Raw genomic sequence first — 13674 nt, forward strand, 5'->3', positions numbered from 1 at the left:
TTCTATAATAATGATATTAAATCACAAGGGGGAATTACCATCTCGAAGTTCATACATAAGCATTTTACGCTATTTTCAATGATTTTATTTTTAATTCTAAGCGTGGTAATCGTCAGTCCGTATTTCTTTGGCAATCCAATCCTACCACGCGAGGACATGCGTTTTCATCTGGCCCGGGCGTACGAGAGTTACATCCAGGTTCAACACGGTGGCATCTTACATATGATTCCAGGAATGATGACGAAAACTTTTGTCAAAGTTGGCTATCCGCTAAACGGGTTCTATCCGATCTTTGCCGTCTTACCCGAGGCCATGATTCATCTGGCCATTAAAAATCCGTACACATCCTACTTACTTTACCTAATCCTAATCAATTTTCTGGTATTTATCTCCATGTATCTAGCGACCTGGAAAATTACCAATCGGAAACTGACTGGGCTCGCATCCGCCATCATCTACGGTTTATCGACGTATCTAACGTTCGACCTCTTTGTCCGCTTTGATGTAGCTGAAGGAATGGCGTTTGTCTTTCTGCCAGTGGTTCTCTACGGAATTTATCAAGTATGTATCAAAAACTATCGTCAGTGGTGGGTCTTAAGTGTTGGATTAACCCTGCTGGTATTAATCCACCTCTTGTCGTTTTTGATTGCCGGTACATTTGCCGCCATGACGATCATTATTATCATGGTAAATCATGATTCATTGAAACTTAAGATGAAGCGGGTCATAGCCCTAGTCGCCGCTGCCGGCGGGACTTTCTTCTTATCCGCTTTCTTCTTACTACCACTAATTCAGAATTACCACTACGACCAAGAAATTTCCATCATGAAGTGTCGCCTCCAAGACATGAGTATCCCGGTCACCAATCTGTTTTTTGGTCCCACTCCGAACGGACCGTGGCAGTATGGCGCTGGCATTGGCATTGTCGGACTAATGATCATCATTTTGCTGTTTTTCTTCTGGCATCGAATCGACCTGTTCTCTAGATCAATGACGGTCCTCTCACTGCTCTTTCTGCTTTTTAGTTCGAATCTTTTTCCGTGGGACCTTTTGCAAAAGTGGGTGGGAATGATCCAATTCCCATTCCGTTTTCTGATCATCACCACCGTTCTATTAGCGTTTTTAGGCGGAGAAATCATCACCAAGATTTTTGCCAAAAACAATTCTACGGGAGCTCTCTTGCTTTTAGGCGTCTTAGGACTTAGCCTGTGTTCATCACTTGCCACCAATTTGCAGCTCAAATCGTGGGAACCTCAGGCTTCTTCACCACAGGAATTTGAAAAGGTGGGAAAATCGGCCGTTTATTGGGACTACCTCCCTCATGCTTCCGATTCACTAGAACCGCTACTCAAAGAACACTCTATTTTAAAAATGAATCCAAATCAGAAGGGCTTAAAACAAAAGCAACGGACTACCTCGTACAATCAAATTGAGTACCAGTTAGACGCTGAAAGTGCCACCAGGGTTCGTTTGCCAAATGTTTACTTCCCTGGCTACGTAGTGACCGTTAACAATCAGGCCGTTCCAATTAAAGTAGACCAAAAGCGTGCCATCCACATTCCCGTCAAAAAGGGAGCAAACACCATCAAATTGACGTATCACCGCACCCGCGTTCACATCATTGGGATTTGGATCAGCGTTATTTCTTGGTTACTTTTACTGGGATACCTTGGGCTGGCATTTTACAAAAAACATTTTAAATAAACGAAAATGGGACTCACGTGACGTGAATCCCATTTTTTAATAAAAAAGAACCGAAGCAATTACTCCGGTTCTTCCCTGGCTTATTAATCTCTTATTCTATTTTTCAACTTGATTGTTGGTCGTAACTTGACCATCAATCATTTCACCGTCATCTTTTAACTGTAAGAAGTTATTCTTGAAATCAAGTTTTAGACCTGGTCCGAAGAAAGTCATATCGTTCTTGCTGGTTAAAACGTCAGCACCTTGATTGTTTTCAAGTTTAACATCATAGTCTGATGGTGCTTTTGAAACACCAACAACTTGAAAGGCATCTCCAACGGTGCAAGCACCACCGGCACCTTCAGAGAAGTTATTTGATCCGTCATTTGCGGCCAACAGGTATGCGTTAGCACCTGCTAATCTTTTCTTCATGTAGGCCATTGCGTCATCAGTAATTGTTAGTTTCATATTTATAACCTCCTATAAGTGATTCAGAAATGAACCTCTTCAAATCTTCACTATTTATGATAGCAGGAATTCACCATAACGCAAGTAAAATGTACACAACTTAATTTTAAAGGGTCAATCAGTTCTTTCCCCTTTATATTAGTCTCTTAATGGGTTATTATAGTGTCAGAAACAAGTCCAATCCGCTTAACAGGATTAGAAATGTAGAGGTGTATATTATATGGTTATGTATAAAGATCTTGAAGGCAAGACGGCCGTAATCACTGGAGGAGACTCAGGGATTGGTGCTGCCATTGCTGAACGTTTGGGTCAAGAACACATGAACGTGGTTATTAACTACCACAAAAACGAAGATGCGGCTAACCAAGTTGTTGAAATCGTTGAAAAAAACGGTGGCCACGCCGTTACTAAGCAAGGCGACATTGGCGATGATGCTGGTGCTGAATCATTAGTACAAGCCGCTGTTGATTCCTTTGGTGATTTGGACGTTTGGTTCAACAACGCTGGGATGGAAAAGAAGACCCCTACAAACGAAGTTACCCTTGAAGAATGGGAAGCAGTCGTTAACGTTGATTTGACTGGTACTTTCTTGGGTACTAAAGCTGCTTTAAACTACTTCTTAAAGCACAACAAGAATGGTAGTATCGTTCAAACTTCATCAGTTCACCAACAAATCCCATGGCCGACATTTGCAAGTTACGCTGCAAGTAAGGGTGGCGTTAAATTATTCACCGAAACTGCCGCAATGGAATTTGCTCAACAAAACATTCGAATTAACTCGATTTGTCCTGGTGCCATTAACACCCCAATCAACGCCAAGAAGTTCGCTAATCCTAAGACTTACGAATCAACTGTTAACATGGTTCCAATGCACCGGATTGGTAAACCTTCCGAAGTTGCAGCTGCTGCCGTTTGGTTAGCTTCTGACCAAGCTAGCTACGTTACTGGAATCTCACTTTACGTTGATGGTGGAATGACATTATACCCATCATTTCAAAATGGTAACGGTTAAAATTACCAACCAAAAAGACTACGAATTCAAATTCGTAGTCTTTTTTTGGTCTAAAATACCTTTAAAATTCTTTTGATTAACTCATTAATTCCGTGCCATCCAAACAGGACGCATGCAGCAACTAATCCAACTCCTTCAAAAAAGAGGACCAATCGTTCTCTTTGATCCAGGATAAAATATGCAGCAATTACCCCGATTACAAGTAAACACGCAACTGTTAGTCTGATTTTGGCTTTGATTGGTCCTCATCTCCTCAGAATTCCTGTTTTAATTTTACCAATCATTTCACTAAATTCAACTACTTAAAATACTGCTGAGAAAAGTTGACGACTTTTTGCGTATACGTATCTGGATCCTGACTACGACCTTCAATATGGCCAGCACCCTTAATGATCCAGATTTGTTTTGGACCAGCATCGTTCTTGTAGTTCTCATAGGCATTTTTAACGGGGACAAACTTGTCAACGTCACCGTGAATGATAAACAACGGAATCTGGTTGTGCTTCAGGGTCTTCTTCGTGTTCCCATCATTCATGTTATACTTCGCAAACATTCGTACATAGAGATTAACGGTCGGAACCAGTGGAAAACTCGGAATGTTAAATAGCCGCTTCAATTGGCCACCCAACTCCCCTTCGACACTGGCATAACCACTGTCTTCAATCGCAAACTTCACGTTACTTGGCATTTTTGGTAAAGAGTACATGACGGCCGACGCCCCCATGCTTGTCCCAAATAACCCTAATTCGCCATCGGGGTGGTCATAATTGAGCACTCTGGCCCATTTTTCCAGGTTAGTGGCGTCTTTGACACCGTACCCGATGTATTTACCACCACTGCCGCCAAACGACTGGTTATCCGGTGCAAGAACGTTATAACCGGCATCATGAAAGATTTTTATAAAGGATTCCATCTCTTCACTATTACTACCGTATCCGTGAACGACAATCATCGTCTTGTTGGTTGGTTTTTCCGATGGGACGTATCTAGCAACTAGATTGGTCCCATCACTCGCCTTTTCGTGTAGAACCTGTGCGTGATTATCACTAAACCACTCGGTATCGGGCGTCCCAGCATTTTCGTTGTACAAGCTGGCTAGTCCCGTCTTCCCAAAGGCAAAGTTAAACAGGAGATAGCCAACCGCCAAATCAAGGATGACTGCGAAAATGACAAAGAAGAAAGCCGTCACTCCAGTCCATTTCAGTATTCTTTTCATTGGCCTTGCTCCTTTCTAATTGATTTTCACTTTTAAAAATGATTTTAATAAGTCTATGTACTATCTTAGTGGAGGTCAGACACAATGACACAAAAAAGGTTCAGTTTAGTGAAAAATTAATGAAAATAAAATACACCTATGAAAACCATAGGTGTATTTGTGCTTGTATAAGGATAAAATGATTAATTAAGCTTTTTCAATGTAATGATAATTCAATATATCTTCATCAGTTATACTTTCATCATTACCATCGCGATCACGAGCTCTAGACCATGGTGTGTTTGCTTTATGCGTCAAGTTTTTGTCATCAGACTTCCATGCACCATCATTATAGTAAGGTGCATACTTAATTTTCTCAAAATCTACAAAACTAATTAAATCAACTCGATTTGAACAGTCAGAAATCTTTTGTTCAAATCCAATACTTTTCAACAATTTTTGATGATCATACTTATACTTTGCATACACATCATGCTCCACTGGACCGTGACCCCATGCTTCAAATCTCGCCACAAAAAGTGGCTCTTTAAATTGTTCTAAATAATCTGCATACACATAATACAGAACTTTTTGAAGAGGAAAACTTTTTAAATTAAATTTACGCAACAAATAACTTCCAACATCAAGTGCTGTTAATTTAGAAGAATAATTTAAATTCTTAAAGAAAGACGATATATCAGTGAAAACTTCTGAATCTTTAAAATAAGGATCTAATTTTACAACTGATTCAAATGAACTTTCATCAGTTTGTAAAGTATGCATACTAAAGTCGTAATCATCAAATTTTTCTGCATTTTCAAGAATGGTTTCTCTAATTTTAGATAGTTGTTTTACATCTTTTGTCGCAAAATGGTAAACAAACTTTTTTTCATCAATTCTTGAATAGACAATTAAATGAATATACATATTATTTCCTCCTTTAAAAACAATTACTGTAGTTTTTCTCTTTCATGTCGTCCATGTTCAGATCTATTTTCTCGCGCATCTGATTCGTCCCAAATTTGCAGTTCCCATGTTAGATGTCGATTATCTAATTGTAAATAACAATGAATTCCACGGTAGTTACCATCATATCTCGCATAATATCTACTTATAATTCCCTTGTCTTTTAATTCATCAAGAACACCAAAAATATCAAAAATAATATTATCGATTCCTGATAATACGATTCTGGCACCAAATAAATCATTTAGACACTTATATACATAAAAATCCTGATTACACGCTTTTGATTTGCGATAATAAGAAGAAAGTTTATTAAGCATTGAGTCCTTTGCTTTCACTCTTCGTTCCACAAGTATACCATCACTTAATTTAAACTCGTCAAGATATGGATCAATTTTATGAGACTCAAAATCAATTAATCTTTTTCTATATTCTGGCAAAAACCTAATTTTAAATTCATCATCATCAAAAGCAGCAACAATAGAACGTTTTTTTAAATTTACGTTTTTCTGTGCACTTTGATCTGGATAATAATTATTAGAAAAATCAGTATAAAAATCACTTAAATGAAAGATAAGTTCATTTATTATCTCAATTTGATTATTACCATCTTTATCATCCATATACTACTATTTCTGGGATAGATAAATAATTTAAACCCATATAGCTATTATAACTATGCAACACTACTATCCCCTCCTATTACTTTAATAAAGTATAACAACTTTTTATGCTTTATTAAATAGGATAATGTGTTTATTTTAATTATTTATTAGAATTTTTATCATTTGAACCTTGCTGGCTCGAATCCTGCTTCTCAGAATCTGGGGTAACGTCCTTCCAATCACCCTTAGCTCCATCATCGTTAATCAAGTTCGTCTTAAGCGTACTAATGTTAGTAAATACCTGCCACATGATAATGGCCATCACAATGTGTGAAATCCATCCCACAATTGGAATGACCGCGATTATCGACAAGACAATCCCAACGATAAATCTTGGTTTGATGTTATCCATCTCAGCCTTAACTTTATCATCACTGAGTGAGCTCACCATCTGCGAACTGATGATGAAACAAGTAATGTAGAGACCTAATAGCACCAGTAGTGGAACCCAAAGCATGCTAACAATGATGATCCCACCAAGAATTGGAAACAACAAAACCGTTTCAATAATTGAAATTACTAGGGTTAGGACATACAAGAAGTCTAACTTTTGAACAATATCTGATTTCTTCATAAATTCCTCCAATTAAATCTTTTCTATATTATTATTTTACCCTAAAATCGAATTCATTTGGGGAAATTAATCGTGATACAATTGGTGTAATTGCTTAATGGAGATGAACAACTTGCCGAAACGCACACACCACATTGATTTTTCAGACATTCGATACGTTCTCTTTGCAACCATTATTGGAACGCTGACGGGTGCCGTAATTGCGTCTTTTCGTTACCTAATCCAGGTCGCTTTAAAATGGTCGCTTACAATTTATCATGGACTTGACCACAATCTCAATCTTCTGTGGTTGGTAATTCCCACTTTCTTACTCATCTCAATCGTGACCGGTCTTATCATGAAGGGCGATCCTGACGTTAAAGGCTCCGGGATTCCACAGGTTGAAGCTCAACTTGCGGGAAACATTGAAACTAATTGGGTCTCTGTCTTATGGCGGAAATTTGTCACTGGTGTCCTAACCGTTGGAACTGGAATTTTTGTTGGACGAGAAGGACCCTCCGTTCAGTTAGGTGGTGCCATTGGTCAAGGAATTGCCCAGGGCTTTAAAGAAGGCGGTTCTGAGCGACGATTGATGATTGCGACCGGAGCAGCCTCAGGACTGTCGGCCACCTTTAGTGCACCACTAGCAGGGACGTTCTTCGTCATGGAGGGCGTTTACCGCAATTTCTCCCCCGCCGTTTGGCTTTCGTCACTCACGGGGTCAATCTGTGCAAACTTTGTTTCCTTAAAAGTTTTCGGCTTAAAACCCATTCTGCCCATTTTCTACAGTCACATTTTTCAACTGCAGAACTACTGGCAACTGATTATCCTAGGTATTATTCTGGGTGTCCTAGGCTACGTCTATAACCTAGGTCTACTGGACCTGCCAAAGTGGTTCGCTAAGATTAAAATTATTCCATGGTACTTTATGTGTGCGATTCCGATTTTACTGGTTATTCCCGTTGGAATGTTCTTTCCGACCACCATCGGAAGTGGTAGTCGGGTCATTATGACCGTTGCTACCCACAACGTGCCCTTAACCGCCATCTTTGTCTTCTTAATCGTCCGGTTTGTCTTCGGATTAATTACGTATGGTGCTGGAATTCCAGGTGGCTTCTTCATGCCGGTCTTAGCAGTTGGATCACTGATTGGTGCCGCTTACGGTGGCTTTATGTCACAGACTGGACTACTCGGTGCCGGGTACGTTAACAACTTGTTAATTTTCGGGATGGCTGGATATTTTGCAGCCGTCAGTAAGGCACCTTTTACCTCCATCATGTTAATCACCGAACTGGTCGGTAACACCAAGAACTTCATGGCGTTAGCGCTCGTGGTCCTCATTTCCTACGTCGTGGTCGACATGCTGGGTGGTCAACCAATCTATCAAGCCTTAGCGGAACGATTGACAGCCATTAAGACGTATTTCAACGCTGACAGCAAGACGGACAAGATTCAGGTCCCGGTCTACGAATTCAGTTCAATTGAAAACAAATTAGTCAAAAACATCCACTGGCCGAACCACTCCATTCTCATCACGATTAGTCGGGGTAATCTGCACATCATTCCCAATGGCAACACCCAAATTAAAGCCGGTGACACACTGATCGTCCTCGCCCACCGAGATAACATCGGACCGGTTAAGAAGCAGCTGGTGAAAATGGCGATGGAAATTGACGAATAAAAAATAAGCATTACGTAAATAAATATGTAATGCGTGTTTTTTATTACTTAGTTTTAACTTCTTCAGGTTCAATAGCTTTTAAATCAGTTGTGTCAATTTCTTTTAAAACAAGGCGCCCTTCAAGAATCATTTTATGAAGTATATTCCGTCCCTTTTGGGTTCCTGTTGATTTACCATAAGTATTCATAAGTTTGTATACTTCTTCAAAATAATTAGATTTAATCTCGTTTTCTTTTCTTTGATCATAAACTGAATAACAAAATACTAACTTGATTGAACTATTATAAATATCATAATGATCAAAAATTGTTTGAAAGTATGAATAATCAGCAGGAGCTAGTGAGTGACCATAAAAATAAATATTTTTTGGTATTCCTGGCAACACTGATTCATCGTTAATATTAGACCTTGTCATAATTCGATAAGTCTTAGTAAATTTATATAATTCAGAATTCTTCTCAATTGCTTTAGTATCTATACCAATTATTGGATCTTTAACGGTACCATGTATATTTTTAGTTTTAATATTGTTAAATGGGTTTGTATAATTAAAGTTTAATATATTAAAATCATTTTTACCTATTTTTTTTAATAATTCACCAGTATTATACTCATAAATGCTTTTTGTGTTTTCAGATATATCTTTTATATAATTTCCAAGATTATGTTCAAATTGTTGTAATTGTTCAAGTATAAAATCAATAAAATAATTATTATATTTTTTATTTTCATTACTATCCTTAACAAGTTTCATCTTAATAGGGTAATTAAATGCAATAATAATGACAAAAAGTAACAACCATGATTCATCATCGTAACTGTCACTAAATTCCCTCTCAATTGCATCAATTTTGTTTTCTTTTTTACTGTGAAGTAATGAGTTTCTATATCCATTATTAATAAATTTGTTTAAATGATCCATAGTCCTTACAAACAAACTTTGTTTACCTTTTATTAACTTCCCTAGCGTTTTCTCAACATCAGACCAATTGTCTTGTAAAATTTTATTAGTATCCTGATTTCCTTTGTCATTCAACTTAGACTTTGTTAAAAAGTAAATATCAAAAATTGAAGGCTTAAATAAATTATCTTTAAGTGAAATATCAAGAGACCATTTACTATGTTTATTTTTAGAAGTTGATGGGGCAAAATAATTAGTAAACAACTTTGACATTGTACTAGTTTTGATAGATTTTTGATTGGTATGATAGTCTTTATTATTCTTAACATCATTATTCAATTCAATTAATTCCTTAGAATAATTATCATAAGTTTCGTCGTTTCCTGTCAATGATTGCTTCTTAACAAATTCAAAATAATCAGAAAATTTTGTTTTTAATCCACAAGCCAAATCAAAACCATTTCCTAATACTAATAAGTCATTTAAATCATTTTTATTTGACATATTAATTATTCTCCTCCATTTAATAATGTGAATAGTTTAACTTTGTTTTATTAAAATGTCTATACAAAATATCAAACACAAACTAATATATTGGCATTGAAAACGATTACATAACCTGCTAGTCTTAAATTAAGAGTTGTAACTACAAGGTATATTTATGAAAGTTGGTGCACACATGGAAAAAAACGTTTTAGGAATCGACCTCGGCACGGGATCGGTCAAAGTCACTGCTGTCAATAAGCTGGGTGACATTGTGGGACAAGAATCAACGGAGTATCCGAATCCGCATCCCAAACCAGGTTGGAGTGAACAAAATCCCAATGACTGGGTGAATGGTACGATTGCGGCCATCAGAAAACTAGTCAATGATGACAATGTTGATCCAGAGTCCATTAGTGGAGCTAGTTTCTCAGGTCAAATGCATGGACTAGTCTTGTTGGACAAAGATAATCAGGTCATAAGACCAGCTATCTTGTGGAACGACACTAGAACCACTAAACAACGCAAAGAGATTGAGGATAAACTGGGCAAACGATTCGTTGAAATCACTGGTAATCAACCACTGGAGGGTTTTACCATTACCAAACTCCTTTGGGTCAAAGAAAACGAACCGGAGAACTGGGCGAAAGTAAAAACCTTCCTCCTACCAAAAGATTACCTGCGCTTCAAAATGACCGGTAACATTGCGGTCGACTTTTCTGACGCTACCGGAACCACCCTCTTAGACATTCACGATAACAAGTGGAGCCTCGAAATCTGTAAGGCTTTGGGAATTCCCGAGAAAATCCTGCCGCCACTAATTCAGTCCATTGACTACGCTGGAAACGTCATTCCCGACTTCGCCGATCAAGCCGATATGTCAACCATTACCAAGGTCTATGGTGGAGCCGCCGACAACTCCGCTGGCGCGGTTGGAGCGGGCATCATGTCACCCAATAACGCGCTAGTCAGTGTCGGAACCTCGGGCGTAGTCCTACATCACGAGATCGATCTCTCAACCGACTATGGTGGCCGCCTGCAAATGGAAGACCATTCCATTCCTGATACCTACTATTCAATGGGTGTCACGCTGGCCGCGGGTGATTCATTAACATGGTACAAGAACACTTTCGTCAAGGACGAAGACTTTACCGAGATGACTAATGAAGCCGGTAAATCTCCGATTGGAGCCAACGGACTCTTATTCACTCCGTACATTGCAGGAGAACGAATGCCCCACGCTGATTCGCAAATTCGCGGGAGCTTCATTGGCATTGACCGGACCCAGGTCCGACGCGACTTCACTAGAGCCGTGATGGAAGGGATCACCTTTAGTCTCAATGATATCTTAGCCATCTACGACCAAATGGGTGCGACCATTGATCACGTTACTTCCATTGGTGGCGGCGCTAAAAGTTCCGTTTGGACCCAAATGCAGGCGGACATCTTTAATAAACCCATTATCACCCTCGCAAACGAACAGGGACCCGGCATTGGAGCGGCCATGATTGCGGCTGTCGGACTTGGTTGGTTCACCGGCTTTCCCGCCTGTGCCGATCAGTTCATCAAGTTCGGTAAGACTTACGAACCAATTGCCGCTAACGCAGCTAAATACGCCAAGATTTTTAAAATTTATCAACAAATTTATCCCCAAACAAAAAAAATTAGTCATGAATTACAGGATTTACGTTAATTCAAACTCCAAAATAAAAGGACGCAGTCTAAGCTGCGTCCTTTTTGCTAGTGAAACGAGTTTTAATTAATCCGATCAGAGCCGGAAGTAACGTAATCAAGATAATTGATAAAATCACGGCCGAAAAGTGTTCCTTAACGAACGGAATGTTGCCAAAGAAGTATCCGCCACCACAACATAGTGCGACCCATGCCACACATGCGGTAATGTCATACTTCACGAACTTTTGGTAACTGTAGTCACTGCTGGCAGCGACGAACGGAACGAACGTCCGCACAATCGGCATGAAGCGACCAAGTAGGATGGCCCATGAACCATACTTATCAAAGAACTGATGAGCTTTCTCAAAATCCTTGGGCTTAATGAACCGGCTCAAATGCCTATTGTCAGTAATGGCTAGGCCAACTTTTCTTCCCAAGAAGAAATCTAGTGAGTCCCCCAAGGCGGACGCCAGAAAGAACAAAATCACAAAAATCCAAACGTTTAAATCATTGGTACTCGCTGCGGCCGAGGCAGCGGCCGCAAACAACAGTGAATCACCCGGCAGAAATGGCATGATCACGGCGCCGGTTTCGATGAAGATAACCGCAAACAGGATCAGATAGGTCCAATTGCCAAACATGTTGACGAGTGTGACTAGGTGGTGGTCAATGTGAAGCACAAAATCGACTAAAAAACTCATATAATTAATCCCCACTTAAATTTATTTATTTTCTAATTTTACCAAAATGCCGCTAGTAAGGATAGCCACGGAGCACCTATCGGCTTCTATTTAAACTAAAATTAATGAATATCAAAAAGACGACTGAACTATCTGAAAGTTCAATCGTCTTTTAATTTTTCCAAATTTAATTACAATTTCGGTTGAATCAGTAAGATAACCCCGATGACCGCTACCACCAAGATGGCAATCGCAAAGTAGCGTTCGTACTTACCAAAGATTGGTTTACCCGGTGCGTACTGTTTTCGAGCGTACATAAACAGTGGAATCCCTAAGGCATAAATCACGAAAGCAATCGTCAGGTACTCCAGTCCAGCCGCGTATCCCATGAAGATGGTTCCTAAAATTGCGAGCGCTGAAACCAAATAGGCACTCTTTCTAGAAACGGATAGCTTGTGCCCTTCAGGATTGAACGTTTTCTCATTGCGACTAATCTTGAACAGGTACATCATCGAAATCAGGTACGGTGGCACCGTCATCGTTCCCACGATCGTCAGCGTGAAATTAAAGGCCCGCCCCGCAAAATGGGTAAAGATAATGATTAATTGAATGACGATAACCGTCATGAACAGCGAGTGAATCGGAACGTTGTTCTTGCCCATCTTTCTAAAGAACTTCGGGAAGGTCCCGTCCATGGAGGCAGCTCGTGGCATCTCAGACAGAACTAAGACCCACGTCAACCAACTGGATAAGACGGCAACAATGACGCCAAAGGTGATGATTAAGCGTCCCAGTGGTCCCAAAACAATCTGCATCAAAGCCCCAGTTGACGGACTTTGTAAGTTGGCCAATTGACCGTAACTTCTCAAACCAAGGGGGAGAATTGAAACCAACGCGTACAGTACCAAACAAATCAAGAAACCGTATTTAGTGGCCTGACGCACGTCCTTTTGACTCTTGGCGTTACTTGACAGTACCACGGCTCCTTCAACCCCAGAAAAGACCCACATTGTGGTCATCATGGCATTTCGGACTTGGGAAAACAAACTCCCCATGGCCTTGTCATTAACCTTTGGTAACGTCTGAGACGCAAACATGTTGGTGGAAAAAGCGTGCCAGTTAAACACCACAATCATGGTAATGATGAAGATGGCCACAATCGTCAACATGCAGATCGTCCCAAAGATATCGACGTGGCTGGTAACCCGGATGCCCTTTAAAATTAGGTATGTCATCAGCCATAACACGATGGTGCCACCAATAATTGAAATCCAGTTATTGCCACCGGTAAACGTTCCAGGCCAAAACGCGTTTAAAGTCGACATCAAGAGGACCGAATACGCGGCAACGGCAAACGACTGACAGATCCAGTACCCCCAACTTACAAAGAAGGCGGTAAAGTTGCCAAAGCCAGCGTGGGCATAGTGATACAACCCGGTGGTGTACTGTGGTCGAACCTCCGATAGGGTCATAAACGAACGCACAATAAACCAGATAATTAATCCCGATAGCACCCAAGCGATGATTTGGGCAATTGCGCCGGCATGGAGTGCCATGTTTTGTGGCAAATCGTAGATTCCACCACCAACCATCGCTGATAGTACAAACGCGGTCAGACCAATAGTTCCGACCTTTTCTTTTTTACTACTCAAATCCTCACTTCTTTCATCTTGAATTAAAAGAAAAAGGCGATATTATTCGCCCCATCTTCAT

12 protein-coding genes are annotated in these 13674 nt (G+C 39.9%); 4 read left to right on the forward strand and 8 right to left on the reverse strand.

The annotated features are described in order from the left end of the window. Window positions 1-78: 78 nt before the first annotated feature. A complete protein-coding gene (locus AC6UD6_RS01735) occupies window positions 79-1704 on the forward strand; it encodes a putative glycosyltransferase family protein (RefSeq protein ID WP_500695448.1) in 1626 nt (541 codons plus the stop codon). Between the two features lie 96 nt (window positions 1705-1800). On the opposite strand, the gene AC6UD6_RS01740 is transcribed toward AC6UD6_RS01735, so the two are convergent. After that, window positions 1801-2151, reverse strand: coding sequence for an iron-sulfur cluster biosynthesis family protein (locus AC6UD6_RS01740; RefSeq protein ID WP_500693299.1), 351 nt, complete (start codon window positions 2149-2151; stop codon window positions 1801-1803). Window positions 2152-2377: 226 nt separating this feature from the next. Between AC6UD6_RS01740 and AC6UD6_RS01745 the strand changes: the two genes are divergently transcribed. Continuing rightward, on the forward strand, window positions 2378-3163 hold the full coding sequence (locus AC6UD6_RS01745) for a glucose 1-dehydrogenase (RefSeq protein ID WP_500695449.1): 786 nt from the start codon (window positions 2378-2380) through the stop codon (window positions 3161-3163). A 298-nt stretch (window positions 3164-3461) separates the two neighbouring features. Here the strand turns inward: AC6UD6_RS01745 and AC6UD6_RS01750 are convergent, their stop codons facing one another. The 4 genes from AC6UD6_RS01750 to AC6UD6_RS01765 form a co-directional block, all read right to left on the reverse strand. Beyond that, window positions 3462-4379, reverse strand: a complete 918-nt coding sequence (locus AC6UD6_RS01750; RefSeq protein WP_500695450.1) for an alpha/beta hydrolase — start codon at window positions 4377-4379, stop codon at window positions 3462-3464. A gap of 186 nt (window positions 4380-4565) precedes the next feature. Further along, window positions 4566-5285, reverse strand: coding sequence for a Panacea domain-containing protein (locus tag AC6UD6_RS01755; protein ID WP_500695451.1), 720 nt, complete (start codon window positions 5283-5285; stop codon window positions 4566-4568). Window positions 5286-5308: 23 nt separating this feature from the next. Continuing rightward, window positions 5309-5947 (reverse strand): nucleotidyltransferase family protein, encoded by a 639-nt coding sequence (locus tag AC6UD6_RS01760; protein ID WP_500695452.1) that lies wholly within the window; start codon window positions 5945-5947, stop codon window positions 5309-5311. Between the two features lie 142 nt (window positions 5948-6089). Then, entirely contained in the window at window positions 6090-6563 is a 474-nt protein-coding gene (locus AC6UD6_RS01765; protein ID WP_500695453.1) for a hypothetical protein, read from the reverse strand. A 103-nt stretch (window positions 6564-6666) separates the two neighbouring features. On the opposite strand from AC6UD6_RS01765, the gene AC6UD6_RS01770 reads away from it, so the two are divergent. Then, window positions 6667-8223 (forward strand): ClC family H(+)/Cl(-) exchange transporter, encoded by a 1557-nt coding sequence (locus AC6UD6_RS01770; RefSeq protein WP_500695513.1) that lies wholly within the window; start codon window positions 6667-6669, stop codon window positions 8221-8223. A 43-nt stretch (window positions 8224-8266) separates the two neighbouring features. Here AC6UD6_RS01770 and AC6UD6_RS01775 read toward each other — a convergent pair whose 3' ends face one another. Beyond that, the gene (locus AC6UD6_RS01775; protein ID WP_500695454.1) at window positions 8267-9628 is read right to left on the reverse strand and encodes an AbiH family protein; all 1362 of its coding nucleotides are present in this window, start codon (window positions 9626-9628) and stop codon (window positions 8267-8269) included. 175 nt (window positions 9629-9803) lie between these two features. Between AC6UD6_RS01775 and xylB the strand changes: the two genes are divergently transcribed. Further along, window positions 9804-11300 carry a xylulokinase gene (gene xylB / locus AC6UD6_RS01780; RefSeq protein WP_500695514.1) on the forward strand — a complete coding sequence of 499 codons (1497 nt, stop codon included), beginning with the start codon at window positions 9804-9806 and terminating at the stop codon, window positions 11298-11300. A gap of 28 nt (window positions 11301-11328) precedes the next feature. Here xylB and AC6UD6_RS01785 read toward each other — a convergent pair whose 3' ends face one another. Beyond that, a complete protein-coding gene (locus AC6UD6_RS01785; protein ID WP_500695455.1) occupies window positions 11329-11982 on the reverse strand; it encodes a VTT domain-containing protein in 654 nt (217 codons plus the stop codon). A gap of 170 nt (window positions 11983-12152) precedes the next feature. Next, window positions 12153-13613, reverse strand: coding sequence for an amino acid permease (locus tag AC6UD6_RS01790; RefSeq protein ID WP_500695456.1), 1461 nt, complete (start codon window positions 13611-13613; stop codon window positions 12153-12155). Window positions 13614-13674: the final 61 nt, after the last annotated feature.

It is taken from the genome of Fructilactobacillus sp. X8R2C1 (assembly GCF_059900955.1).

What these genes read in the sequence shown, in the direction of transcription:
- AC6UD6_RS01755 (WP_500695451.1), bottom strand. Translation starts at nt 5,285, where the DNA reads ATGTATATTCATTTAATTGTCTATTCAAGAATTGATGAAAAAAAGTTT.
- AC6UD6_RS01785 (WP_500695455.1), bottom strand. Translation starts at nt 11,982, where the DNA reads ATGAGTTTTTTAGTCGATTTTGTGCTTCACATTGACCACCACCTAGTC.
- AC6UD6_RS01765 (WP_500695453.1), bottom strand. Translation starts at nt 6,563, where the DNA reads ATGAAGAAATCAGATATTGTTCAAAAGTTAGACTTCTTGTATGTCCTA.
- AC6UD6_RS01745 (WP_500695449.1), top strand. Translation starts at nt 2,378, where the DNA reads ATGTATAAAGATCTTGAAGGCAAGACGGCCGTAATCACTGGAGGAGAC.
- AC6UD6_RS01760 (WP_500695452.1), bottom strand. Translation starts at nt 5,947, where the DNA reads ATGGATGATAAAGATGGTAATAATCAAATTGAGATAATAAATGAACTT.
- AC6UD6_RS01735 (WP_500695448.1), top strand. Translation starts at nt 79, where the DNA reads ATGATTTTATTTTTAATTCTAAGCGTGGTAATCGTCAGTCCGTATTTC.
- AC6UD6_RS01740 (WP_500693299.1), bottom strand. Translation starts at nt 2,151, where the DNA reads ATGAAACTAACAATTACTGATGACGCAATGGCCTACATGAAGAAAAGA.
- xylB (WP_500695514.1), top strand. Translation starts at nt 9,804, where the DNA reads ATGGAAAAAAACGTTTTAGGAATCGACCTCGGCACGGGATCGGTCAAA.
- AC6UD6_RS01775 (WP_500695454.1), bottom strand. Translation starts at nt 9,628, where the DNA reads ATGTCAAATAAAAATGATTTAAATGACTTATTAGTATTAGGAAATGGT.
- AC6UD6_RS01750 (WP_500695450.1), bottom strand. Translation starts at nt 4,379, where the DNA reads ATGAAAAGAATACTGAAATGGACTGGAGTGACGGCTTTCTTCTTTGTC.
- AC6UD6_RS01770 (WP_500695513.1), top strand. Translation starts at nt 6,667, where the DNA reads ATGAACAACTTGCCGAAACGCACACACCACATTGATTTTTCAGACATT.